Annotated in this window: 26 protein-coding genes and 1 tRNA gene; 13 read left to right on the top strand and 14 right to left on the bottom strand. The window is 64.3% G+C overall.

Annotated elements, in window-relative coordinates; all coding sequences use genetic code 11:
- Positions 1–24 precede the first annotated feature (24 nt).
- Positions 25–954: a lipid kinase gene (locus ACSQ3M_RS26515; RefSeq protein WP_436153077.1), complete on the bottom strand. Its 930-nt coding sequence runs from the start codon at positions 952–954 to the stop codon at positions 25–27.
- 850 nt (positions 955–1804) lie between these two features.
- Between ACSQ3M_RS26515 and ACSQ3M_RS26510 the strand changes: the two genes are divergently transcribed.
- From ACSQ3M_RS26510 to ACSQ3M_RS26485, 6 genes are all read left to right on the top strand, one after another.
- Complete coding sequence (locus tag ACSQ3M_RS26510; RefSeq protein ID WP_436153076.1) at positions 1805–2761, top strand: class I mannose-6-phosphate isomerase; 957 nt, start codon at positions 1805–1807, stop codon at positions 2759–2761.
- Entirely contained in the window at positions 2758–5040 is a 2283-nt protein-coding gene (locus ACSQ3M_RS26505) for a glycosyltransferase family 4 protein (RefSeq protein ID WP_436153075.1), read from the top strand. Before ACSQ3M_RS26510 ends, ACSQ3M_RS26505 begins: the two co-directional genes overlap by 4 nt.
- Before the next feature lie 37 nt (positions 5041–5077).
- On the top strand, positions 5078–6421 hold the full coding sequence (locus ACSQ3M_RS26500) for a glycoside hydrolase family 130 protein (protein ID WP_436153074.1): 1344 nt from the start codon (positions 5078–5080) through the stop codon (positions 6419–6421).
- Between the two features lie 14 nt (positions 6422–6435).
- Positions 6436–6675: a hypothetical protein gene (locus tag ACSQ3M_RS26495; protein WP_436153073.1), complete on the top strand. Its 240-nt coding sequence runs from the start codon at positions 6436–6438 to the stop codon at positions 6673–6675.
- Positions 6676–6729: 54 nt separating this feature from the next.
- Positions 6730–6963, top strand: a complete 234-nt coding sequence (locus tag ACSQ3M_RS26490; protein ID WP_436153072.1) for a hypothetical protein — start codon at positions 6730–6732, stop codon at positions 6961–6963.
- Between the two features lie 111 nt (positions 6964–7074).
- Complete coding sequence (locus ACSQ3M_RS26485; protein ID WP_436153071.1) at positions 7075–7335, top strand: hypothetical protein; 261 nt, start codon at positions 7075–7077, stop codon at positions 7333–7335.
- Positions 7336–7366: 31 nt separating this feature from the next.
- On the opposite strand, the gene ACSQ3M_RS26480 is transcribed toward ACSQ3M_RS26485, so the two are convergent.
- A complete protein-coding gene (locus ACSQ3M_RS26480) occupies positions 7367–7585 on the bottom strand; it encodes a hypothetical protein (protein ID WP_436153070.1) in 219 nt (72 codons plus the stop codon).
- A 194-nt stretch (positions 7586–7779) separates the two neighbouring features.
- On the opposite strand from ACSQ3M_RS26480, the gene ACSQ3M_RS26475 reads away from it, so the two are divergent.
- On the top strand, positions 7780–9384 hold the full coding sequence (locus tag ACSQ3M_RS26475) for an alpha-amylase family glycosyl hydrolase (protein ID WP_436153069.1): 1605 nt from the start codon (positions 7780–7782) through the stop codon (positions 9382–9384).
- Positions 9385–9404: 20 nt separating this feature from the next.
- Positions 9405–10412 carry a glycosyltransferase family 4 protein gene (locus ACSQ3M_RS26470; protein WP_436153068.1) on the top strand — a complete coding sequence of 336 codons (1008 nt, stop codon included), beginning with the start codon at positions 9405–9407 and terminating at the stop codon, positions 10410–10412.
- A gap of 825 nt (positions 10413–11237) precedes the next feature.
- On the opposite strand, the gene ACSQ3M_RS26465 is transcribed toward ACSQ3M_RS26470, so the two are convergent.
- From ACSQ3M_RS26465 to ACSQ3M_RS26425, 9 genes are all read right to left on the bottom strand, one after another.
- On the bottom strand, positions 11238–11501 hold the full coding sequence (locus ACSQ3M_RS26465; RefSeq protein ID WP_436153067.1) for a DUF1488 family protein: 264 nt from the start codon (positions 11499–11501) through the stop codon (positions 11238–11240).
- A 139-nt stretch (positions 11502–11640) separates the two neighbouring features.
- Positions 11641–11994 carry a hypothetical protein gene (locus ACSQ3M_RS26460; protein WP_436153066.1) on the bottom strand — a complete coding sequence of 118 codons (354 nt, stop codon included), beginning with the start codon at positions 11992–11994 and terminating at the stop codon, positions 11641–11643.
- A 170-nt stretch (positions 11995–12164) separates the two neighbouring features.
- Complete coding sequence (locus ACSQ3M_RS26455; RefSeq protein ID WP_436153065.1) at positions 12165–12608, bottom strand: hypothetical protein; 444 nt, start codon at positions 12606–12608, stop codon at positions 12165–12167.
- A 138-nt stretch (positions 12609–12746) separates the two neighbouring features.
- The gene (locus ACSQ3M_RS26450; protein ID WP_436153064.1) at positions 12747–14459 is read right to left on the bottom strand and encodes an AIPR family protein; all 1713 of its coding nucleotides are present in this window, start codon (positions 14457–14459) and stop codon (positions 12747–12749) included.
- Between the two features lie 208 nt (positions 14460–14667).
- Positions 14668–14758 (bottom strand) — tRNA-Ser (locus ACSQ3M_RS26445).
- 95 nt (positions 14759–14853) lie between these two features.
- A complete protein-coding gene (locus tag ACSQ3M_RS26440; RefSeq protein WP_436153063.1) occupies positions 14854–15054 on the bottom strand; it encodes a hypothetical protein in 201 nt (66 codons plus the stop codon).
- Between the two features lie 316 nt (positions 15055–15370).
- Positions 15371–16483, bottom strand: a complete 1113-nt coding sequence (locus tag ACSQ3M_RS26435; RefSeq protein ID WP_436153062.1) for a branched-chain amino acid ABC transporter substrate-binding protein — start codon at positions 16481–16483, stop codon at positions 15371–15373.
- 161 nt (positions 16484–16644) lie between these two features.
- Entirely contained in the window at positions 16645–17397 is a 753-nt protein-coding gene (locus ACSQ3M_RS26430) for a DUF2182 domain-containing protein (RefSeq protein WP_436153061.1), read from the bottom strand.
- Positions 17398–17468: 71 nt separating this feature from the next.
- Positions 17469–18257, bottom strand: coding sequence for a DUF899 domain-containing protein (locus ACSQ3M_RS26425; protein ID WP_436153060.1), 789 nt, complete (start codon positions 18255–18257; stop codon positions 17469–17471).
- Between the two features lie 127 nt (positions 18258–18384).
- On the opposite strand from ACSQ3M_RS26425, the gene ACSQ3M_RS26420 reads away from it, so the two are divergent.
- Together ACSQ3M_RS26420 and ACSQ3M_RS26415 are read left to right on the top strand one after the other, a co-directional pair.
- On the top strand, positions 18385–19605 hold the full coding sequence (locus tag ACSQ3M_RS26420; RefSeq protein ID WP_436153059.1) for a helix-turn-helix domain-containing protein: 1221 nt from the start codon (positions 18385–18387) through the stop codon (positions 19603–19605).
- 38 nt (positions 19606–19643) lie between these two features.
- A complete protein-coding gene (locus ACSQ3M_RS26415) occupies positions 19644–20270 on the top strand; it encodes a Vgb family protein (RefSeq protein ID WP_436153058.1) in 627 nt (208 codons plus the stop codon).
- A 22-nt stretch (positions 20271–20292) separates the two neighbouring features.
- Here the strand turns inward: ACSQ3M_RS26415 and ACSQ3M_RS26410 are convergent, their stop codons facing one another.
- Positions 20293–20721 carry a hypothetical protein gene (locus tag ACSQ3M_RS26410; protein WP_436153057.1) on the bottom strand — a complete coding sequence of 143 codons (429 nt, stop codon included), beginning with the start codon at positions 20719–20721 and terminating at the stop codon, positions 20293–20295.
- 784 nt (positions 20722–21505) lie between these two features.
- Here ACSQ3M_RS26410 and ACSQ3M_RS26405 point away from each other — a divergent pair.
- Positions 21506–22117 (top strand): hypothetical protein, encoded by a 612-nt coding sequence (locus ACSQ3M_RS26405; RefSeq protein WP_436153056.1) that lies wholly within the window; start codon positions 21506–21508, stop codon positions 22115–22117.
- 159 nt (positions 22118–22276) lie between these two features.
- On the opposite strand, the gene ACSQ3M_RS26400 is transcribed toward ACSQ3M_RS26405, so the two are convergent.
- Entirely contained in the window at positions 22277–22903 is a 627-nt protein-coding gene (locus ACSQ3M_RS26400) for a transglutaminase-like cysteine peptidase (protein WP_436153055.1), read from the bottom strand.
- Positions 22904–23221: 318 nt separating this feature from the next.
- Entirely contained in the window at positions 23222–23707 is a 486-nt protein-coding gene (locus ACSQ3M_RS26395; protein ID WP_436153054.1) for an MgtC/SapB family protein, read from the bottom strand.
- Between the two features lie 108 nt (positions 23708–23815).
- On the opposite strand from ACSQ3M_RS26395, the gene ACSQ3M_RS26390 reads away from it, so the two are divergent.
- Together ACSQ3M_RS26390 and ACSQ3M_RS26385 are read left to right on the top strand one after the other, a co-directional pair.
- Positions 23816–24100, top strand: coding sequence for a hypothetical protein (locus ACSQ3M_RS26390; RefSeq protein WP_436153053.1), 285 nt, complete (start codon positions 23816–23818; stop codon positions 24098–24100).
- 191 nt (positions 24101–24291) lie between these two features.
- Positions 24292–24486: a hypothetical protein gene (locus ACSQ3M_RS26385; RefSeq protein ID WP_436153052.1), complete on the top strand. Its 195-nt coding sequence runs from the start codon at positions 24292–24294 to the stop codon at positions 24484–24486.
- Positions 24487–24650: the final 164 nt, after the last annotated feature.

Here is a 24650-nt window from a genome sequence, read left to right as displayed (position 1 = left end):
CCCGCCTGCTGGTCTGCAGCAATCTCAGCAGTGATAGAGATGCGGCCGTGCCGCCGTATCGCCTGCCCCGGCGCTCGGTGTGAAGATCGAGACCGCCTTGGGGTGGACCTTGAAATGCGCCGGGGTCGCGGTGACGATCTCGCCATCGGTGTTCACCGGCATCGGCCGCTTGGTCTCGATGTCGAACTCGACGCAGCGTGCCGTGCGCACCTCGCGCCAGGCACCGTGCGTGCCCGACCTGAACGAACGCAGCATCAGCGCCAGCTTCCAGAGATTGGTCATCTCGAGGCTGTAGAGATCGAGATGGCCGTCATCGATCTCGGCGCTCTCCTCGACCACGTTGCCGCCGCCATAATGCCGGCCGTTGCCGATCGCGACCTGATAGGTCTCGACCTCGGTCGTCTGGCCCTTCTCGGTGATCCTGGCCTTGAAGTGCCCCGCCCGCGTCATGACCTTCATCGCCGCGAGCGCATAGCCCAGCCGTCCGAAGCGCTTCTTCAGCACCGGATCGAGACTCTGCGCCAGATCGCTGCTCAGCCCGATACTCGCGACATTGAAGAAGGCGTGGCCGTTCACCGTGCCGACATCGACGGGCCGCGTCTCACCGCGGGCGATCACCTCGGCCGCCGCAACGAGGTCCGACGGGATGCCAAGCGTCAGCGCGAGGTCGTTGGCCGTGCCCATTGGGATAATGCCCATCGGCAGGCCGCTCTCCATCGCCGCGAGCGCCGCCGACGAGACCGAGCCGTCGCCGCCGCAGACGATGACGAGGTCGGCGCGATCGCGCAGCCGCACGATGTCGCGGGCGATCTCCGGCAGCGCCTCGAAGGTCTCGATGGTGACGTCGAGACCGCCGGCCTCGAGCCGCTGCAGGAGCGGCTCGATCGACTCACTGCCGCGCCGCGCCTTGGGATTGCGCAGCAGCAGAGCGCGCTTGCGGGTGGGTTGATTCATCAGGTCCTGCAGCAAAGCGTCATCGGGCAAGGCAGGTGGGGACGCAGCAGCCCGGTTTCAATCGCGCGGGAGGCAGGGCTGCGCTCGCCGAAACCTCTCTAGAAATACGGGGCCAGGCCCCAATCGGCAGGGATGGCAAAATAATGAAAAAACAAATTCTTCGTAAAATAAATAATAGATACGCGAGATCAGCCTTTTAGAAGAAATTCGATAAGAAAAATCTTCAATAAAAACTGATTTCGGCTACGCTTTTAAAAATGAAATTCCTTTCATGTCTTGTTTCAAACCAAGTTGAGACCATATCCGATCCTGAGTGAGCGGCGATCAAATCGCTGGTCGCAAGCGCCGGGCTGTCGCCTGGAGCGCTTCTCAGGCTTGTTCGAAACCTCTGACGCTTCGAGATCGTACCTTGAGGAAGGAGGTCGTCGTGACCAATCGCACTACGCAGATCTCCGTCCGTTTTTCGTTTCCATTTCTGCTGCCTGGCTTCGAGGCGCCGCTGCCGGCCTGGGAATACCGGGTCGACTATGACGGATCAATCGAGAGCGCTTCCAGGCTCGCCTGCGGCGCGTCGGCGACTTTATCCATTTTCCGGCTATCTGAGCGCCCGGATCCTTATGCCAAATGGTTCCGATCGAGCCGGCCTATCTCACTGCAGCCCTCGAAAAGGACCGCCCGCTGTCGTGATCGTCGAGAGCTGAAAAATCCCGGGTTCGAACTCGCTCTCGCAAGAGACCGAGCCTGAAGGAACCCATCTCTCTCACCGACGTCTATGCCTTGCTGGCCCCGCCGCAGCGTCGTTCGACAATTCCGTCGAACTTGTCGAAGCCCGGTGAATTTGGAGTTCGCCATGGCTCTCGAGCCCGCTCGCTTACAGGCTGTGCCTAAACCCTGGGGTTCACGCGACCTCCTGCCGTGGAGCGGAACCGATCATCACGGCGTCGCTATCGGCGAAATCTGGTTGCAGCGCCACGATCCGGCTTTCGAGCCCGCCTTGCTGCTCAAGCTGCTGTTCACGTGCGAAGCCCTGTCGATCCAGGTGCATCCGGATGACGATGCCGCCCGGGCCATGGGGCTGACACGCGGCAAGACCGAAGCCTGGTACGTGCTTGCGGCCGAGCCCGGCGCCACTGTGGCAGTCGGCTTGCAGTCGTCGCTCTCACAGGCGCAGTTGCGAGCCGCGATCGAGGACGGTTCGATCGCCCAGCTCATGTTCTGGCGAACCGCCGCGGCGGGAGACGTGATCTTCGTGCCGGCGGGGACGATACACGCAATCGGTCCGGGCCTTGTGCTCGCCGAGATCCAGCAGCGCAGCGACACGACCTTCCGCCTGTTCGATCACGGTCGCCAGCGCGAGCTTCACATCGAGCTTGGCGTTGCCGCTGCCCATGCCGGGCCGGCCGCAAAGCAGGAGCCGGCGCAGCGTCTGAGCGATGCCAGGACGGTACTCCTGGCAACCTCGTTCTTCACCCTCGAGCGCTTGGAGCTTGCCCCGGATTCGCTTTGGGAATTGCACGCGCAGGCGGAGACATGGCTGCTGGTGATCGCCGGCGAGGGTCGGATTGGACCGTGGCGAGCGCGCATTGGCGAGGGCTGCTTCGTGCAGGCCGAGACCATGCACCTCGCCGCCGGGCGAACCGGCCTGAGCTGTTTGGTGGCGTATGATGCCGCCCTGCCCAGCCGTGACCTCCTTCGGCCGATCGCAGCCAAGCGCGCGATCGGCCCGACCCGCAGCGCGGCTCGCGAGCCTCTGCTGCCCGCCTCAATGGCGAAAGCGCACATTCCAACTGCAGAGGCACGAGCATGACCGCACTCGACCGCATCGCCTTCATCGGCAACTCGCTGCCGCGCCGCTGCGGCATCGCGACCTTCACCACGGACCTGCAACAGGCGGTCGCCGCATCGGACCCCGATCTGGCAACCTCCATCGTGGCGATGAACGATGGCGATGGTTACAACTATCCAGGCACCGTCGGCTTCCAGATCTACGAAGACCGGATCCAGGATTATGCGCGCGCTGCCGATTTCTTGAATAACGGCCAGTTCGACGTCGTCTCGCTGCAGCACGAATTCGGCATCTTCGGCGGTGAAGCGGGCGCGCATGTCACAGGATTGCTGTCACGCCTGACGATGCCGGTCGTCACCACGCTCCACACCGTCTTGTCGGAGCCAAGCCCGGCACAGCGCAGCGTCATGGAGCGGATCGTCGATTCCTCCTCCCGGGTCGTCGTCATGGCCGAGAAAGGGCGCGACTTGTTGCGCACGATCTATCGGCTTCCCGCTGACAAGATCGAGGTGATCGCGCACGGCATTCCCGATTTCGCCTTTGTCGAACCGGACGATGCCAAGGCCAAACACGGTTTCGTCGGCCGCTCGGTCATCCTGACCTTCGGCCTGCTGTCGCCCAACAAGGGCATCGAGGTGATGATCGATGCGATGCCCTCGATCCTGAGACGCCGGCCCGATGCCGTCTACGTCATCCTGGGTGCAACGCACCCTCATCTCGTCCGCGAGCAGGGCGAAGCCTATCGCATCGGCTTGCAGAAGCGTGTCCACGAGCTCGGCATCGAGGATCATGTCGTCTTCCTCGATCAGTTCGTCGATCGCGAGACGCTGCTCGGCTTCATCTCCATGTGCGACGTCTACGTCACGCCTTATCTCAAAGAGGCGCAGATGACCTCGGGCACGCTGGCCTACAGCTTCGGGCTCGGAAAGGCGGTCGTCTCGACGCCCTATTGGCATGCCCAGGAACTGCTTGCCGACGGCCGCGGCGTCCTGGTGCCGTTCGGCGACATCGTCGCGACCGGCAACGAGATTGCAGCCTTGTTGACCGATGCCGAGCGGCGGCAGGCCATGCGCCGGCGCGCCTATGCCAGCAGCCGCTCGATGACCTGGGAACAGACCGCAAAGCGCTACCTCGCCACATTCGAGGCGGCGCGCCGCGGCCGTTTGCTGAACGTGGTCGCCGGACCGGCGCAGGCAAGGCCGTTCCTCCAGCCTTCGGCGCCGCCGGAGCTGCGCACCGAGCATCTCCATTGCATGTGCGACGATACCGGCCTGTTCCAGCATGCGGTTCATTCTGTGCCCGATCGCACGCATGGCTACTGCGTCGACGATAATGCCCGCGCACTGCTGCTCTCCTGCGCTCTCGGCGGAACCGGCGAGCAGCGCTTGCCTGAGCCGCTGACGGCGCGCTTCGCTTCCTTCGTCCAGCACGCCTGGAACCCGCAGGCGCAGCGTTTCCGCAATTTCATGAGCTTCGATCGCCGCTGGCTCGAGGAGGTCGGCTCGGAAGACAGCCATGGCCGGACGCTCTGGGCTCTCGGCGAGTGCGCGCGCAGCGACACCAGCCCATCGCGGCGGCGCTGGGCGACTGCGCTCTTCGCCGAAGCCCTGCCTGTGATGGAGAGCTTCAGCTCGCCCCGTGCCTGGAGTTTCGCGCTGCTCGGCCTGGACGCCTACTGCGCCGTGGTCGCGGCACCGCCCTCGACCATCCGGCTGCGCTCCTTGCTGGCGGACCGCCTGCTCGGCCTGCTGTCGACGGTCGAGACGCCGGACTGGGTCTGGTTCGAGGAAGGTCTCTCCTACGATAACGCCCGGCTGCCCCAGGCACTGCTCGCCACCGGGCTTTCGATGCAGGTTCCCGCCTATGTCGAGGCCGGCCTGCGCTCGCTGCGCTGGCTCGTCGAGGTGCAGAGCACGCCTGCCGGCCTGTTCAGGCCGGTGGGCTCGGACAGCTTCAGCGACAGGCTCAGCCCGCCGAAGGCATTCGACCAGCAGCCGCTGGAAGCCACGGCGACCATTTCGGCCTGCCTCGCCGCCTGGCGGGCCGATGGCGACGTGCAATGGCGGGCGGAAGCAGTGCGCGCCTTCGCCTGGTTCATGGGCGACAACGATCTGTCGACCCCGCTGGTCGATCTGGATACCGGCGCCTGCCGCGACGGCCTGCACCGTGACCGGCCCAATGAGAACCGCGGCGGCGAATCCGTGGTATCCTACCTTCTCAGCCTCGCCGAGATTCGCCAGCTGTCCCGCATGAGCGGGGACCGCCCGAAACTGGCGCCGCTTCGGGTCTTGCACGCCTGAGCCTTCGGCGATCCGCACAAACCGACTTGGGGGCGACGTGTCGCAAGCCACCTTCCTGAACCGGCAGGCCTTGCACCTGTACCCGGATCCTGCCCGGGTCGTGGTGCGCCGCTTCGGGCCCTCGCCCGATCCGCGCGACATGAACCCCACGGACAAGCTCCGTGCGAACCACATCGTCGCTCGTGTGACGGGACTGGACCATGAGGCGGCGGCAAGCCAGCTCGCCGAGGTGCTGGAGAACTTCAACGGCCGGCACCGAAACCTGCTGGAGCGTTTCGAGGCGCGCGCCGACGAGATGGAGGAGGTGTTCACGGCCCATGGCGCGTTCACCAGGACGCAGCGCCAGCTGGTCGGGTCCTATTTCCTGCACGAGTATTCGTTCGAGGCGGCGGCGCTCTTCAACCCGAGCATCGTTTTGCACCCCGACCAGTCCGGTGCTCCGCCAGGCGGGTGTCGCTTCGTTCTCAGCGTGCGCGCGGTCGGCGAAGGGCATATCTCGTCCCTGACCTTCCGATCGGGCACGGTCGCCGCCGACGGCAGCCTGAGCGTCGATCCGACCTCGCGCCTCGCGACGATCGCGACCTTCCGCAACCGCATGGTGCGCGTCGATGGTGACGACGTCGAGGTGGTGTTCTCGCCGGATGGCGACATCAGCGAGCGGGTGATCTTTCCGATCACGGCCTCGCAGTCGAACGGCATCGAGGATGCGCGCTTCGTCGCGTTCGACGAGGGCGGACGAACCGTGTTCCGCGCGACCTACACGGCCTATAACGGCAGGGGAATACGCTCCGAGCTGATCGAGACCACCGACTTCCTGTCGTTCCGGATGTCACCGCTGCGAGGCAGCGCTGCCGTGAACAAGGGGATGGCGTTGTTTCCGCGCAAGATCGGCGGCCGCTACGCCATGATCGCGCGGCAGGACAACGAGAACCTTTATCTCGTCTATTCGGACGATCTCATGAACTGGGACGGCGGGGTCGCGATCCTGAAGCCGCAATATCCCTGGGAGTTCATTCAGATCGGGACCTGCGGTTCGCCGATCGAGCTCGATGAGGGCTGGCTGCTGTTCACCCATGGCGTCGGCCCGGTGCGGCGCTATGCGATCGGCGCCGTCCTTCTCGACAAGAAGGATCCGTCGAGGGTGCTTGCGCGCTCACGCGAACCTCTGGTCCGGCCGGAGCCGTCTGAGCGCGAGGGTTACGTTCCCAACGTCGTCTATACCTGCGGCGCGATGCGCCATGGGGGGCAGATCGTCCTGCCCTACGCGGTCTCCGATACGTACTGCAATTTTGCGACGATCAGGATCGAGGCACTGCTGCAGGCCCTCGATCCCGTTGATGCGGACGAGACCCATGATCTGCGGCAGGCCGCCTCTCCGTGAAAAGGAATATGAAAATGACCCAACATCAGCCCGTGATCCAACGCTCGATCGAACTTGGGGACGTGGTCCGGCTGTCCTTCGGCTTCGCCGATCAATCCGGTTCCGGCGAGTATGAAATCGTGCGGATCATGCCGACCCGTGCGAGCGGCGAGCGCGAATATCGCGTGCGCGGCGCCGATGGACATGAACGGGCGATCGGGCACGATCAGATTGTTTCGGACAACCTCGAGTCGGCGCGCAGCCCCACCGGGTGATGCTCGCTGCGAGGCAATTCTCATCCCCCAAGCCGACCCCTCTGGAGAAGACACTTGGCAGAGAACTCGAAATCCCGCGTGACGGCAGATGCCGCGTTCCTGAGGACGCAAACCCAATCATTGACACGCAACCGCGTCCTTTCCGAAACGGAGACCATCACCCAGGCGCGCGACGCCAACACGGCGCGCTTGAAAGAACTCCGGCTGCAAAAGGAGGCGGCCGAGCGCGCCGCGGCAGCGGCGGCGCCGCCGAAGCCACGGGCGCTCAAGCGCAAGCTGCCTGTTTGACCAGCGCTATGCCCATTTCCGGGAGTCTCGACGACAAGGCCACTGTCCCGGCTGGCTGAAGCCCGAACCTTGAACCCGCCGGATTTGCAGGTTCCGACCAACGGAGTTCGCTTGGACATCGATATTACGCAGAAGCCGGATGGAAAGGCTTGGTTGCTGACCGACCTTCTCGGACGCGACATGGGATATATCGAGGACAGAGCAGAGGGCGAGTTTATGATCTATCCGGCTGGCCAGGCACTGCACACGATGGAGGCCATGCGCCGGGGGCCCTTCAAATCCCTCGATGATGCGCTTGCCGAGATCGAGCGCTTTACGCGAGGCACCTGCCGGCGCCAGCCCGCAGATGAAAGCCCCGCTGCCGATGGCTGAGCAAAGCCGATCGGCGCCGCTCCGGCGCAGGCTAGGCCGGGCCGGGGTCGTCGCCTCTGCCGGGTCGCTTGGACGGGGTGCCGTTCGGCAGGTCGATCAGCCTTGCCTTGCGCGAAGCCTTGGCCTGATCGGAGATCGGAAGCCCCGAAAGCGCTTCGTCGATATGGCGGCCTGCCACCGAGCGCGCCTTCCGCTGCTGCCGCTTCCTGACGATGTTGCGCGGCGCATCTGCGGGGAGCGACAGTTCCATGTCGTGATCGACGGGCGGTGGGGACGGGATGGTCGTGGAAATGGTCATAACAAGCCAACCGCCACCGGAGTCCTTTTGTTCCAGCCTGCGGCGATAGTTTCGGCGCGCGGCCGGTTCGGCGGAGAGGGGGAGAGAATTCACACTCGCGCCGCCTCCGGCTCTCATGCGTCGCGCTCGCATGCGCTGACGCGACGATGACCATGCCGTGGTGGCAGAGCGGGGTGATCTACCAGATCTACCCGCGCTCGTTTCAGGACACCAACGGCGATGGGGTCGGCGACCTCAAGGGCATCACGCGACGGCTGGGCTACCTCGCCGAGCTCGGCATCGACGCGATCTGGATTTCGCCGATCTATCCCTCGCCGATGGCCGATTTCGGCTACGACGTCTCCGATTATTGCGACGTCGATCCACGCTTCGGCACGCTCGGCGATTTCGACGATCTGCTGGCGCAGGCCCATGCGCGCGGGCTCAAGGTTCTGCTCGATTTCGTGCCGAACCACACCTCCGACCAGCATCCCTGGTTCACGGAGAGCCGCTCTTCGCGCAGCAATCCGAAACGGGGCTGGTATCTCTGGCGCGATCCTGCCCCCGGGGGCGGGCCGCCCAACAACTGGATCAGTGATTTCGGCGGCTCGGCCTGGGAATGGGACGAAGCCAGCGGCCAGTACTACTACCACGCCTTCCTGAAGCAGCAGCCGGACCTCAACTGGCGCAACCCGGCGGTGCGGGCGGCGATGCAAAACGTGCTGCGCTTCTGGTTCGACCGCGGCGTCGACGGCTTCCGCATCGACGTGCTCTGGCACCTGATCAAGGCCGCCGACTTTCGCGACAACCCGCCGAACCCGGCGTATCGGCCTGCGCTCGGCGAGATGGACCGCCTGCTCCAGCTGCATTCGACCGACCAGCCCGAGGTCCATGGCATCGCGGCCGACATGCGCACACTCGCGGACGCGTATGGCGCGGCGGGCCAAGGCGAACGTGTGCTGATCGGCGAGATCTACCTGCCGGTCGAGCGGCTCATGCGCTATTACGGCGAGGATCGGGCCGGTGTGCACCTGCCCTTCAACTTCCAGCTCATCGACGCGCCCTGGCAGGCACGGTCGCTGGCCGAGCTCATCGCCGCTTACGAAGCTGCGCTGCCGCCCGGCGGTTGGCCGAACTGGGTGCTCGGCAATCATGACCGCCCGCGCGTCGCGAGCAGGCTTGGGGAAAGCCAGGCCCGGGTCGCGGCGATGCTGCTGTTGACGCTGCGGGGCACGCCCACCCTCTATTATGGCGACGAGCTCGGCCTGAGTGATGTGCCGCTCCCGCCCGATCAGGTCCAGGATCCGCGCGAGCTGCGCGAGCCGGGAAAGGGCCTCGGGCGCGATCCGGTCCGCACGCCGATGCCGTGGGACGACAGTGCGCATGCCGGCTTCAGCACGGCTGCGCCCTGGCTGCCGCTCAACGCCGACTGGCCGGAGCGAAATGTGGCGCGGCAGTTGGCCGAGCCCGGCTCGATGCTGGCGCTGCATCGCCGGCTGCTCGCGGTCCGGCGCGCCCATCCTGCCCTGGCGATCGGTGATTTCGCGCTGCTCGACGCCGAGGGCGACGTCCTGGCCTATGAGCGTCGGCATGGTGCGGACCGGCTGGTGGTAGCGCTCAATCTCGGGGAGCGGCCGCAGCGCCTGGCCTTGCCGGAATGGGCGCATGATTGCCGCCCCCTCCTCTCCACGCTTGCCGACGTAACGCCGTTTCAGGACGGCGCATTGCTGCTGCGGCCCAACGAGGGCGTGATCCTGACGCCCACCGACTGACCACAGGGAGGGACGAACGCTTGCGCATCGCCATGCTGGCGCCGATCTCCTGGCGCACGCCGCCGCGCCATTACGGCCCATGGGAGCTGGTGACGAGCCTGCTGACCGAGGCGCTGGTGGCGCGCGGCGTCGACGTCACCCTGTTCGCCACAAGGGACAGTCACACGGCTGGGACCCTGGCCGGCGTCTGCCCGGCGCCTTATTCCGAGGATCCGACGATCGACGCCAAGGTCTGGGAGCTGCTGCACGTCGCCCATGTCTTCGAGCGCGCTGGCGAGTTCGATCTCATCCACAACCAGGCCGACTTCGTGCCGCTCGCCTTCTCGCGCCTGGTCGACACGCCCATGGTGACGACGATCCATGGCTTTTCCTCGCCGCGCATCCTGCCGGCCTTCAAGGCCTATGAGGACAAGGTCCACTATGTCGCGATCAGCGCCGCCGACCGGCACCCCGATCTGCGCTATGCGGCGACGATCCACCACGGCATTCGGATCGAGGATTTCCCGTTCGACCCGGTCGGGAGCGACGACCTGCTGTTCTTCGGCCGCATCCACCCCGACAAGGGAGCGGCCGAGGCGATCGCCACCGCGCGCGGAGCCGGGCGACGACTGGTCATGGCCGGCATCGTCCAGGACCACGGCTATCACGACGCGCAGGTTACCCCCGCGCTCGCCGGCGATGACGTCATCTATCTCGGCGCCGTTGGCGGCAGCGCCCGCACGCATGCGCTGGGCTCGGCGAAGGCGCTGCTGCATCTGATCAACTTCGAGGAGCCGTTCGGATTGTCGGTCATCGAGGCGCTCGCCTGCGGAACGCCCGTCATCGCGTCCCGGCGCGGCTCGATGCCGGAGCTGATCGAGCACGGCGTGACCGGATTCCTCGTCGACAGCGTCGACGAAGCCGTGGCTGCGATTGCGCGCCTCTCCGAGATCGACCGCGCCGCCTGCCGGGCAGCGGTCGCGGCGCGCTTTACCGTCGAGCGCATGGCCGATCGTTATCTCGAGCTCTATCGCTCCATCCTCGGATGAGGCTCATGCACTCCCCGGCGGATCGAGGCGCGCCGACCCGACGGGCGGATGCAAAAGAAACCACGTGCGCTCTCCTCGGCCCGGGCCTAGGCTGCGATTCTGCTTCGACATGACTTGCCTGGATCCGTTCCCAGGCAGCCGCGGCAGCTGCTAGCCGGCCGCGCTGACACGAGCACCTGCTCGCCTCTCCTTGCAAGACATCTGCGCCTGCAACCACGCATGCACATTGCGATGGGGACTGCCCTGCGAGATGCCCAGCTTCGGCCGGTACGACCCGAGATCGCGCCCCGCGGTCTCCGAACGAGGACCAGAACGGCATGTCAAAAGGCGAACGACGCGGGAACCGCGAGACCAAGAAGCCGAAGCAGGAAAAGCCCAAGGCTGCAGCACTTGCCCCCACCAGCCTTGTCGCTGCAATCGCGAAGGCTCCAGCTTCAAAAAGGAAATAGCGTTTTGTGCTTTTCGGCAGTGGTCCCCTGGGACCGGGCGCATGCTGCGAGCTTCGGCCAACCGACAGGACAGTGATGATCCGCTTCAGGACGATCGAGCCTAAACCGGCCGCAAACACCAACAAGCCGGTTATCGCCCCGCAAACGGCCGTCGCGCCGAGTGAAGTGGCGCCGGCTGACGACGATGGGAAGATCGGAAGGCAACGGCCATGGGACCCAGAGAAAGCCTCTGGCCCGTCATCGACGGAAAAGCCCGAGCACGACTAGAGCCCGTTCCGATCAACTTGCACCACAAGTTGATCGGTAAAACGGCCCCTGACTCAAAGTGAGAGACGGATTCACCGATCAGATCGATTCAATCTGATCGGATCCGGCTCTAGAAGTCGGAAGCCGTCAGTCGATGGTAGCTCTGGCGCTTGCGGGAATAAGCTGCCCCGGCGGCCTTCTGAATGGCGGCTAGATGTCCATCATACGCCCTCAGCGTCGATGCTTCGTCCAGACCGGCTGAAGCGTCGATGCCGCGCAACGCCGCGAGCTCGACCTCGAATGCAATCTCCAAGGCAGAATCGGAGCCCCAGAAACAGACGCAGTTCCGCGCGACGTCATACCGTCGGATCGGATTGGGGAAGTGGAGGCTCATGAGATCATCCTCGAAGGGGGCTGATCGAATTCAGGCGTATACCCTCGGCAGGCCGCGGCCTTCGGTCGCGCGATGCGGAGAGCCTGCTTCGCGCGACAAGAAGCCGCCTGTCTCAGTGCCGCCCCGCTGGCGAGCAATCTCAGGTTTTCGGAATGCCGAGAGCTGCCGCGCAGGCCTTGGCTACGTCCGAATCGGGCGATGCACTGCCCGGCATCGTCGCCCATCCGCCTTTGGCGATGAAATCACCCTGTTGCCAGGAGCTGATCTTCTTGAGTTCGACGAGCTGTTCGGTCGCATTGTTCTGCTGCTGGAACCTCACCACGCAGATCGGCGAGAGAGCCGCGACAAGGGCAGTATTCGAGCGTGCCTTGGCGTCTCGTTCCGCTGTGCTCTGTGTCACCCAGCCGCCCCAGGTGAAACCGATGACGGCGAGCGCAACAGCCCCGCCGACGGCGCCCCAGGCGGCCGGTTTCAGTTCTGCTGGAATTTTCATGATGTCGGGCTTTCCGAACCGGAAGAAAATCTCCCGTAAAACATCATAACACGTTTTGAATGAAGCCGTTTAGCTTTTAATCGACTTCAATTATTTCCGCGCCGAAGCGCGGTATTACGAAACCAGGCAAAAGGGCGCGCCTTTTAATACTTTGCTTCCGGCAAGAAGAATTACGCCCGAAGCTGAAAGATCGAGAATGGATGCTCGGGCGATGTCGAAAGATCGCTGAAAACGGAGCCGGATGCCCCATCGCGTCCAGTAACCTCTGAACAGCCATCCTGTTGCGGCTGCGGCGTGCCGACCAAGATCAGGGCCGCCTTGAGCGCGGGTTCTCCCGTGCCAAACACAATCAATGAAGCAAGAAGCCCTCCGGTGCTGATGCCGCTGCCCGCCGCCCCTCGATACGGCAGGTTGTCGATCCACGCCGTGGCAGCCTCCGCACGAGGCGATCGAAGAGCTCTTGAAGATTCCTGATTGAGATTGCCCGCGGCCGTCATCCGCCGTTGGGCGATCGCCCGACCATATGTCGCCGTTGCGCAGGAATGAATGGCGGAGACGGAGGGAAACTGCGCCAAGAAAAATAAACCATTTAATTCAAATACATAGTTCAGCATCAGTGCCTGGTTTTGTAGCCAGATCGTGGCGTTAGTTTTGTAGCCATTTGGGCAGTGTTCAACGTCAATCGCGCGCCGGAGGCACTTAGCCTCCGGCTCCCTGCCGGGGCCCGGCCCTAGGAGGAGCAACCCAGTGCTTTATTCCTTGGCTGGGCCGGCCCTGACAACTCCAAAAGCCTTCAACACGGCATCGGTGGCCCCTTCGGTCCGAACGGCATCGCGATCGTTTGCGTCACCTACGGCCTTCGCAACGATTTCTGCAGCTTCAACCAAGATCGCGTCACCGTCTTTCCAAAGCTGCTCCATAATCCGATTGGCTCTTTTCTGCACATCGTTCGAATTCAGAGGGCGCAGTGGTTTATTATCAAGCTTCAGGATCGCAGCTAGGAGGATAAGATAGCGCGCAGGCTTCAATTTTGTAGCGATCTTTCGCGATCTAAATAGGAATTCCAATCTATAAAGAGCGTATGCAGAAATATAATATGGCTCCAGTTTATCACCATCAACGAATATATCTTTTCCAACTTGCTGAGCCAGAAGTCTGTATGTTCTCGTCGTCCTGTGTGGCTCCTGGAGTATTATTGCTCCAACGGCCCTAACAAGACTCTGATGACCAACAATCTTTGTCTTTTCAACAGGATGGCTATCATACTGATGCGCTCTACGCTCATAATACAAAGCCTTATCCTCAGAGAAAGCCTTAAAAAAAGCCTCTAACTTCTTCGAGAAATTTCTAAGCGCAAAAAATTGATCCTGCTTAACCTCTGTTTGTCGATTCGTAGCGGTTATAATCGATTCCATTACATCGTCATCTTGAGTAGATATTATCCGAATCGGTATACGAACCTTGTCATCGAGTAGGTCTTTATTGTCATATAGAACGTGACTAGTCTGGCATCCATTCACAACTTGAAAATCGCTAATAGTAAAATGATCTGCGGTAACTCTCATCTCTCGTGAAATTATCGTCACCCCATTATTCATAAGTACAAATCTATCTTTCCCATCACCACTTAAGGTGTCTTTTATTTCAGAGTTTATCTGATTATATCCATGCCACCCGCGAACATTTTCATAGAAAAGACTTTCAATTATTTCGTCCTGCTCATCGCATATGAGCTTAAGAAAATCGGTCGCCACCATATATCCAAGGTGCGCCTCCTTTACGCCTCCGATACCGGAAACGACATTGCGACGAGCAAATTCGAATTCTCGTTGAATCTTGTTCTTCGTTTGATTATATAGTTTCTGAATTTCGTCGGCTCCGATCGACTTGAATTCAACTCGAGAAAACAGCCTAGTTTTCGTCAAATCTTCTTCGACCGCTTTGGATCTAGTGACCAAATTCGTATCGTTTGTCCATGTCCCCGTCGTGATGTAATAAAGGTAGCAGCTCGGATTTCCGCGCGTAAATCGGCTGCTATTTTTGTAAATATAAAGCATTATTGAAAGGAAATTTAATACAGAATCGTTCTTTGGAAGTTTCGCATCGCCGAAAAAATCTGATACACCATACCCAAAATGGCCAATCTTCTGCATATCAAAATTTGAGCTTGTTTCAGCTTGTGTAAATACAAACGTCACATCTAAATAGCCATTCGCTTCGATGAGATCGTCGACCTCCGAAACGTCCGTGACGACATTGTTGTTCACAATGATCGCGATTGCGTCCACACCGGTATCGCCGCCGGCGCCAGTCACTATATCACCAGGATCGAAGGTCGCCTCGCTGTAGTGCCGGCGCGTCGCGAGGTAGGCAGCGAACCTCTCAAACCGGTCAGGCTCCTTCTCGGATGCAATGCCGAAGCTCGCGCTGAATTCGTTTAGAAGAGCCTCGGTGATGCGGTCCATGTGAATAGTCTCGCCCAATTGAGCCGCGAATCGCAGCGGCTTGGGCAGCTAAGTCGATAGCCAACAGGTCCGCAATCAGAGCGTGCGAAAATGGCGGCAGCTTATGCCCGCCATGTGCGCAAGGTCCACCGAGCAAGATTTTTTGTAGGGGTATGTGAAAAGCCGTTGGGAACAACGCCTTTCAGGGCAACCAAGGGCTTAGGAGTGATGGCGGAGACGGAGGGATTCGAACCCTCGATACCCTTGTGGGGTATGCTCATTTAGCAAACGAGTGCCTTCAGCCTCTCGGCCACGTCTCCGTTGGAAGGCTCTATGCCCGATCGCGACCCGCTTTGACAAGTCATCAGGACGCGCGATCGACAGGGATCGGGCAGATCGCCCCGATCGGGCCGTCTCAATGGCCGCGGGCGCGGTCGATGCGCTCGATCCAGGCCATGGCTTCGCCCAGCGTCGGAAAGACCGGGCCCGGCATCGCTGCATCCTCGGCCTCGTTCAGGCCGAAGCGGATGCCATAGCCGTCCGCCTCGCGCCGAATCGCGATCAGTGAGGGCTTGGCGAAGGCTTGCGCAGCGGTGATGGCGTCGGCGGTTGGCATGGGCAATTCCCGTTCGATCGCCGGACTGAACGGCCCAGCGCCTGAACGGTTCCCGAACGGCGCGTTCAGCATTCCGGACGCGAGGCCATCGCAGAGAACCGCGCCGTCATTCCGGGGCGTTGCGAAGCAACGAGCCCGGAACCCAGAACCGATGTGCGTGGGAAGAGAAGCACGGATATCGCAACGTTCATCTCGATACGGCATCGGTTCTGGGTTCCGGGCCCTTCGCTGCGCGAAGTCCCGGAATGACAGAGCGGAGACGAAAAAGGGCCCGCGGCACGCCGCAGGCCCTTCCCTCGCGTTTAATGCGGCCTCGTCAGTCGGCCGCGACGATCTTGCCGGCTTCCCACTTGTACATCGAGAAGCTCGGCGAGCTCAGATCGCCGGTCTTGCCATAGGTCAGCGTGCCGATCGCGGTCTTGACCTCGAGACCGGCCTTCAGCGCCTTGGCGACAGCATCGGCCTTGGCGTCCTTGCCGGCCTTCTCGATGCCGGCCTTGAGCACCTCGACGGCGGCATAGGCATTGAGCGTGAAGGCCTCGGGCGGGATGCCCTTCTCCTTCAGCACCGCCACGGCCTCGGCCGAGGCCGGGTTCTTCAGAGCGTCGGTCGCGTTGGTGAAGAGCGTGCCGGCCGCGGTGTCGCCACCGATCGCCCAGAGCTCGGTGTTCGAGAGACCCTCGCCGCCGATGATGGTCGCCTTGACGCCGGCATCGTGCAGCTGGCGGGCGAGCAGGCCACCCTCGGGATGGTAGCCGCCGAAATAGATCGCTTCGGCGCCAGCCGATTTCAGCCGGGTGATCACCGCAGCGAGGTCCTTGTCGCCCGGGTTCACGGTGAGATAGGCGACCTCGGTGATGCCGCCGGCATTGATGCCCTTCTTGAAGGAATCGGCGAGGCCCTTGCCATAGGTGCCCTTGTCATGGACGACCGCGACCTTCTTGCCCTTCAGGTTCTTCAGGACGTAGTTGGCGGCGACCTCGGCCTGCTGATCGTCGCGGCCGCAGGTGCGGAAGACGTTGCCGAGGCCACGGCTGGTCAGGGCCGGCGAGGTTGCGGTCGGCGTCACCATCAGGACGCCGCTCTCGGCGAAGACGTCGGAGGCGGCCATGGCGACGCCGGAGGTCACCGGACCGACGACGAAGCGGACCTTGTCGCCGACCAGGAGGTTGGCGGCCGAAACGCCCTGCTTGGGATCGCCGGCATCGTCGGCGAGCTTCAGGATGACCTTCTCGCCGGCGATGCCACCCTTCTTGTTGATGGCATCGACGGCGGCCTGGGCGCCGTTCTTGACCTGGTCGCCATAGGCGGCGACGGCACCGGTCAGCGGCGCGAGCAGGCCGATGGTGATGTCGGCACGTGCCGGGGCGCCCGCGAACACCGCCGCGGCGACGGCTGTTCCGATGAGGAATCGGGCTTTGAGCGTCATGTGCGTCTCCTCTTTAGCCATACACTTTTTGCGTGCGACCCAACCCGAGGATCGCCTGCGACCTGTATAGGCCAGTGCGAGGCGGCGCGGCACTGCGTGGCGCGTTTCTGAGCAGATGCAAAAATGCATGGCAGGCATGGCTGCCGGGTCCGGGCTGGTGCTCAGAGCTGCCAGAGCGCGAGGGTGAGTTGGACAGCACCTGCCCCGAGCATCAGGCCGCCGGTGGCACAGGCAACGCGCTCGCCGCACGGTGCGAGCCGCTCGGCGGTGATCGCCGCCGCGACGACAGCCATGGTGCGCAGGTCCATCACGCCGCCGACGAGCAGCAGCACGGTCAACCCGGCGCAGGAGGCGCAGCAGGCGAGGCCGAGCCGCAGCCCCTGCCCTATCACCGCTACCGCGCCCGCACCTCGCCAGCTGACTTGCCGGCAATGGCCGAGCCTGGCGAGCTTCCAGCGTGATACCTGGAAGAGGCCCGCGGCGATCACGAGCAAGCCGGCGGCGAACGGCATGGCGCGGGCCAGCTGCGGCCAGCGCAGTGCCGCCTCGACCAGAGCGGCGCCCCCGGCGAAGACCATCAGACCCAGCGCAGTCCAGACGAGGAAATAGCCAATGCCGGCCCAAGCAGCGACAAGACCGGGATGAGTGTCACCCGCTGCCGCAGCGCGCTCGTGGAGCCGCCAGAGCGCCGGCGCGAGCGAAGGCAGCATCATCGCCAGCGTCATCAGAACCCACATGCCGAGGAAAGTTCCGGCCGCCGCCGGCCAGGAGCCGCCGCAGAGCGGCGTCCAGGCGCTCGACATCGCCCAGCCGCCGACCATCGGCACCTCGCCCATATCGGCCATGGCCTGGCAGATCAGGACGGTCGCGGCCGCACTGGCGATGAACAGCAAGGCGCAGATGGCGAGGAACATCCGTCCCGCCCTCACGACAGAGACGCCGGACGGGATGTCCGGCGCTCCGCGATCAGTCTGTGCCAAGGGGCTTAGGCACAGCATGATTGGGCCATGGCGGTCGGTGCCTCGTAGTCGTCGCGGAGGCGCCACCAAGGCCCGTTCGGCTCGTTGCGGCCCTTCGGGGCACGGTCGAGCCAGGGATACATGTTCCAGATCGCGTCCATGCCGCGGGCATAGCTGGAATAGGTGTGATAGATCGCGCCGCCCTCGCGAATGAAGGCGCTCATCCCCGGCCGCTCGCGCATATAGTCACCCGGAGTGGTGCCGCTCTGCAAGGCGAGCCCGGCGACGACGCCGTTGCTGCTCCAATCGACCTGCGGTTCGCGCCGGAAATTGTAATCGACCACACCCTTGCGCTCCTGCTCCTCGGTGAAGGAGGCACTGAAGTCGAAGTTGAAGTCGCTCGTCGCCGACGAAGCCCAGGGGAAAGTCCAGCCCATGCGACGCTTGAAGGCGAAGAGCTTGTCGAGCGACGCCAGCGACACTGCCGTCAGCGTTACGTCGTGGTTGGCCAGATGCACGTGGATGCCGTTGAAGCCGTCGGCGATCAGCGAGCAGGAGGGGCAGCCGACGGAAAAGTCCGGCCCGAACATGAAGTGGTAGACGAGGAGCTGCGAGCGCCCGGCGAAGAGATCGACCAGCTTGGCCTCGCCGGCTTCCGTCACGAAGCGATAGTCCTTGTCGACCTTGACCCAAGGCAGCGCCTGTCGCCGCTGCGCCACGGCGTCGCTCTGCCGCGTCAGCGCCTTCTCGGCCGCGAGCAGGTCGAGTCTGGCCTTGAGCCAGTCCTCGCGGGTTCCGGTGAGATGAGCCGTCATGATGCTTGCTCCTATCGTCGGTTGACATTCGCCGCTCGCCGCTTCGCGATGCGACGTCGCGATCAGGGGTAGGCTCGGGGCGAAGGGGAGCGGGAGTGACAAATTTGGCGGGATTCGAAAGCTCGGCATGGATTCGCTGATCACCGCTGCCGGGCGGGCGCTGGCCGCGGGCGACCCCTTTGGCGCGCTCAATCACGTGGCGCTGCGCGAGGATGCGCCGGCGCTGGCACTGCGCGGCATCGCCATGGCGCAGCTCGGCGATCTTGCCCGCGCCAAGGCGCTGCTCAAGCGCGCCGGCCAGGCCTTCGGAGCGCGCGAGCCGGTGGCGCGCGCCCGCTGCGTGGTAGCCGAAGCCGAGATCGCCCTGGTCTCGCGTGACCTCGGCTGGCCGGCGAAGGAGCTCGATGCGGCGCGCGCAACGCTGGAAGCGCATGGCGACCGCCTCAACGCCGCCCATGCCCGCACGATCGAGGTGCGCCGGCTTCTCTTGATAGGCCGGCTCGGCGAGGCCGAGCGCGTACTCGCCGGCTTCGACGAGAAACCGCTGCCACCAGCGCTGGAAGCTGCGCGAGCCCTGGCTGCGGGCGGTATCGCACTACGGCGGCTGCAAGCGGGAGAGGCCCGCGCGGCATTCGCGCGGGCGGCGGAGGCGGCGCAGAGTGCCCGTATTCCTGCGCTGGTTGCTGAGGTCGAAGCCGCCGCGCGCGTGCTGGAGGAACCCGCGGCACGATTGATCGTGCAGGGCAAGGAACGTCCGCTGATGCTGGGCGAGGTCGCGGCGCTGCTCGCCTCAGGCAGCTTCGTCGTCGATGCCTGCCGCAATACCGTGCGCGAGGCCGGCACGGCCGTTCCGCTGGCGACGCGGCCCGTGCTGTTCGCGCTCGCCCGCGCCCTGGCGGAAGCCTGGCCGGCCGATGTCTCGCGCGAGGTGCTGCTGGCGCGCGCCTTCCGGGCCAAGGAGGCCGACGAGTCGCATCGCGCCCGTTTGCGGGTCGAGATCGGACGGCTGCGCGCCGAATTGCACGGGCTCGCCGAGATCAACGCGACCAAGCGGGGCTTTGCCCTGAAGCCGCATCGGGCGCGCGAGGTCGCGGTGCTGGCGCAGCCGCTGGAGGAGGCCCATGCCGACGTGCTCGCGCTACTCGCCGATGGCGAGGCCTGGTCGAGCTCGGCGCTGGCGCTGGCGCTGGGCGTCAGCCAGCGCAACATGCAGCGCGCGCTCGAGACGCTGGCCGAGACCGGCAAGGTCCAATCCTTCGGCAAGGCGCGGGCGCGGCGTTGGCTGACCCCGCCAGTGCCCGGTTTCCCGACAGCCTTGTTACTCCCGGCCCCGCTGCCGGATGGCTAAACCCTGCCTCGGTCCAACCGAACAGAGGAGATCATCCCATGACCAGGACAGCCACCATCCTTCGCGAATACGGCCCCTTCCCCGGCGTCGAGGCCGTGCACGGCGTCAGCTATGACGGCAACAATGTCTGGTTTGCGTCCGGCGACAAGCTCAACGCGTTCGATCCGGACAGCGGCGACACCGTCCGCAGCCTCGACGTGCCCGCCCATGCCGGCACCGCCTTCGACGGCAAGCACCTCTACCAGATCGCCGAAGAGCGCATCCAGAAGATCGATCCGGAGAGCGGGCGCGTGCTCTCGACGATTCCCGCGCCGGCAGGCGGCGGCGATTCCGGCCTCGCCTGGGCGGAGGGCACGCTCTGGGTCGGTCATTATCGCGAGCGCCAGATCCATCAAATCGACCCCGAGACCGGCAAGGTGCTGCGCACGCTGCAGTCCAACCGCTTCGTCACCGGCGTGACCTGGAGCGATGGCGAGCTTTGGCACGCGACCTGGGAGAACGAGGAAAGCGAGATCCGGCGGGTCGATCCTGAGACCGGCAAGGTGCTGGACAGCATGCGCATGCCGGAAGGCACCTTCATCGCCGGCATGGAGGCCGGCGGCGACCGCTTCTATTGCGGCGGCGGTGGCAAGAACGCCGTGGTCAGGGCGGTAAGCCGGCGGTAACGGTGGCCGGCTGCGCGCACGGCTAGCGAACCACGCGCCCGCGCAACCGGACCCCGTTCGGCAGGCGGCAGAAGCAGCGCGCGCCGGCAAGAGCCCGGCTCGGCGCAGCGCAGGTTCGGCGTGGTGTCCTGCAATATGCCGCGAGCACGCCCCGGGGCGAGGGATCATCAACCGGGCCATAGCGCGGCATGTAGATCGGGTTCTGCGAGCGCGGCGCGCCCCGTGGCGTCCCGCCATAATCGACCGGCGGGCCGGCGCCGGGGAGGCCTCCTGCTCCCGGCGCATGCAGCCTGATATCCGGCGTGTGATCGAAGATCGAGGGCGGGCCCAGGCCCTGGCGCGGCCCGCCCGGCACCAGCGGCGCATTGCCCGGCGTGCCGATCTGGGCGAGCGCCGGATGGACGAACAGCAATGCGGCCAGCGCCGCCATCGTCTGCTTCCAACACGTCATCGTTTCTCGCATCCCCTCCCCGGCGCCTCGCCGAGCAGTAATCCAATCGGATTAATTCGTGCGACCTAAAGCTTTCACTCGAATAGAACAAAGTCAAGCCAATACAGGGTGCTATTCCTTACCGTGACGGCATGGCCCTTTCTCAAAGCTTACAACAGGCCGTTCCCAAATACATTTTTGCGCTGGGTGGCCGATAGACCTCCCGGGCGGGAGGTACGTCATGCGATATCTGCAGAGCAAGATCTTTATTGCGGGGCTTCTCGCCACCACGTCGACTTTTGCTTACGCGCAAGGCGCCGGCTCGTGGCCTCAGTATCATGAGGGCTTTGCCATCGACGGCACCCCGACACAGCGGCCTCCTGGCGCTTGCGCGCGCAAACTCATCAGAAACAACTGGCTGTGGGAATGCAATCCGGCGGCAGGCTACAACGCGCTTGGTCAGGGCGCGGCGACATCATCGGCGCCCGGATTCAACGTCTCGGATGCCGGTGGGGTGCGATACTACAATGCCGTATCCCCGACCGGTCGCAGAACGCGGGCGCCAAGCCGGGATTGCATCGTCGTGCAATACGACCGCGACCTGCTGTGGACATGCCCCCCGCGGACCACCGCGGCGATCGGCGCTCCAGCCTCGGCGCTTCAGGGTCCCGGCGCGGGTAATGTCCAATACTACAACGCCGTTTCCCCCAATGGGCAACGCACGCGCGCACCCAATCCCGCCTGCACCCTGGTTCAGCAGGGCGGCGGTCAATACTGGGTCTGCCCGCCATTGACGACAGGAGCCTTGTCTTCGGGTGGCGCTCCGAACTCCGGTGGAAGCGACCGCAACGGCGGTGAAGGTTCCAACGGCGGTGCAGGAGACGCCTCGAGCGGCAGTTCGGCAAGCAACTCGAATAGCGGCGGCAGCGGCGGTGGCGGACAGGGCGGCAGCGGCGGTCAGGGCGGCGGTGGCGGCGGCCAAGGCGGCGGTGGCGGCGGTCAGGGCGGCGGCGGTGGCCAGGGCGGCGGAGGTCAGGGCGGCGGTGGCCAAGGCGGCGGCGGTGGCGGCCAAGGAGGCGGTGGCGGCGGTCAGGGCGGCGGCGGAGGTCAGGGCGGCGGTGGTCATGGTGGCGGCGGCCATGGTGGTGGCGGTCATGGTGGTGGCGGTCATGGCGGTGGTGGTCATGGCGGTGGTGGTCACGGTGGTGGCGGTCACGGCGGCGGCGGCAACGGCGGTGGCGGTCACGGTGGCGGTGGTCATGGTGGCGGCGGCCATGGTGGTGGCGGTCACGGCGGCGGCGGCAACGGCGGTGGTGGCCAGGGCGGCGGCGGTCAGGGTGGCGGCGGCCAGGGCGGCGGTGGCCAGGGCGGCGGCAATGGCGGCGGCGGCAACGGTAACGGCGGCGGCAGCCGTTGAGCCCGGACACTTATCCGATCAGGCTGCACACCAGCCTGGTCGGATCACGCGCGCTCCGGGACGAACAATGATCGCGGCAAGCGGCCGACGTACAGCAAAGCGAGCACGTCCTCACATGTCGCGGCTTCTCGGAACCGTTATCAGCAGCGATCAGGCCAGTCAGGGCCGATATGGCCGCCGGGTCGCGGCGGTGACGGCGATAGTGCCGCCATCGATCGCTTCCCAGGCACGCGGATTGGCCTGCGACATGCGCGTGAAGAACAGGTACCCGGTTTGCGTCCAGGGCAGGAGGCGGGAGGTCTTGTTGTCGAGGACGAGATCCCCCTCGGAAGTCGCGGCCATCAGTACCGCGTGCCCCTCGCCGGAAGGCGTGCCGACGACCGCGATCAGCAGGGCCGAGGACGGCCAGCCGCGCTCGATCAGCTGCTTGCGCTTCAGCAGCGCGAAATCCTCGCAATCCCCCTGCCCATCGGTCGGGATGCTCCAGACATCCTCGCGGCCATGATGCTGCGGGTCGGATATCTCGGAGATGGCGGAGTTCACCCGCGCATTGACCTCCTGCAGGTCGCGCTGGCGCTCCGGGGTCAGGACAACCTGCCGCGTCACGGCCCCGGACCTGCGGCATTCCGACGGGTTCTTGGCGCAGAAATTCAGGAAGGCCGGCGGCGGCGAAGCCGGCCCGCGCGTCCTGGCCGCAATCTGGTCGGCCCGGGCAGAGCCCGGCAGGCTTACCGCGAGCAGCGCGACGCCGATGGCCCATGCCGCAATGGAGACAGGCGTCGTCATGGTCGAAACCACATCGTCATGGTCCGCCTTGCGGTGGGAGATCGCGGGAACGGCAGGTCGAAGGATGGGGGCGTTTGCTTAAGAAAGAAGGCTATTCTGTGATGCGAATTGGCGGGAGCTTCGAACCGCCGATGTAACTGGTTTGCCCAATTTCGACCGGCCTGCGCAAGGCCGGAATCGCCCGGTCAACAGGGCGCAGCAGGGCGCGTCATCGCGTGGCGGATGAGCCGTTCGCGTTAACGGCCAGATTTCGCTCGACAAAAATGAATGGCTCCCGCTGGCGGAATCACACCGCCGGCGCGGCGATATCAGGCAGGATCAGCCGGCTTCCTCGCCGCCGTCGCCCTCTCCGGGCTGCCGCGGCCGCCCGGCCCAGCGCTCGATCGAATGATCGATAATCAGCAGGCCCAAAGCGAGCACGGTCGCCGAGAGCACGATCGCATGCTCGCCGAGCCCGGCGGCGCAGCCGAGCGCCGCGGTGATCCAGATCGCCGCCGCCGTGGTCAGGCCCTGCGGCGTGGTATGGCCCTTGCGCAGCACGATGACGCCGGCGCCCAGAAAACCGATGCCGGTGAGGAGCCCCTGCACGACGCGGCTGGCGGCGTCGATCTCATGCGGCTGGCTGAAGATCGTCGCCGCGGCGGCGGTGCCGAGGCCGACGAGCCCGAAGGTGCGGATACCGGCCGCCTGCTGCTTGCCGGTGCGCTCCCAGCCGACGACGATCCCGGCCGCCATCCCGGCCAGCAGGCGCAGCAACAGATCGATCTCGCCCCAGATGTCGAAAGCCATGTCCCCGAAATTCATGCCACTCTCCCCCCACAGCGATTGCTCACCGGGCGTCAACGCGCGAAGGAGCGAGGTGTTGCCGCGAGCGGCTTGTCCGGTCCGGATTGGCGGAGCAAGGTTCGACAGATGCCCTATACCGACCCGCTCGAGCCGATGCTCCAACGCGCCGACGAACTGCGCCGCCAGATCGCCCTGCGACTTGTCGAAGAAGCGGGCGCCACGCCACCACCCTCCCCGTCAGCCGATCACCTCGCCGCCGCCGACGAGGCGATCGCCGCCTGGGAAGAGCAAGGCGAGGAAGAGCAGGATCAGCGGGCGTTCCGGGATATCGGGCCGCTGCAGGAGCTGCTGGCGGAGTACCAGGGGGTCGTGGAGCGGATCGTTGAGGAGCGTAATCGAAGGCTGGGGTGACCCGACTAGGAAACGGGCAGGTCGTTTTGTCACGGCGACAGGGGTCAAAGCGCTCTTAAAGCCGAAGAACCCCGCTCCAGATCGCGAGAAATACAAGCGCCTGCTCAACCTCGACGACCCGCCCACATACTGACTCGACACCTCCCCTCACCTTACGGCAGGATAGCCGCAACCATAACGGGAGGTTGGGGATGCCTGACAAGGTTGTGCAGACGCAGGGAAATGGATCGCCAGAGCGCGTGGCTCTCGAACTGCTGGTCATGATTGCCCAAGGCCAGAACAAGGATATCACCGGTTACGGCAGTGTCGATAAGGAATGGATACTGGACACCTATGCGGAGTGCTTGGCGGCGACTAGTCACCAGAGGCGCCCGAAGTCCGGCTAGACAAAAATTCGTAGATCTCTTTCGCGAAACGCAGAACGTTGTCGAGGGTGTTTGGTCACCTCTGTGGCAATTTTGATGCACTGAAGCCGTGTTTCTCCCTTTGTCAGGGCACGTTCCTTGAGATGAGAGAATCGCTGCACCTGACTTTGACGGTTGCTGCAGAG

Origin of the sequence: Allobosea sp. LjRoot90, from assembly GCF_964254315.1 — a bacterium.
Taxonomy (GTDB): domain Bacteria; phylum Pseudomonadota; class Alphaproteobacteria; order Rhizobiales; family Beijerinckiaceae; genus Allobosea.
The sequence above is the reverse complement of the archived record's forward strand: the minus strand, read 5'-3'. Positions and strand labels throughout refer to the sequence as shown.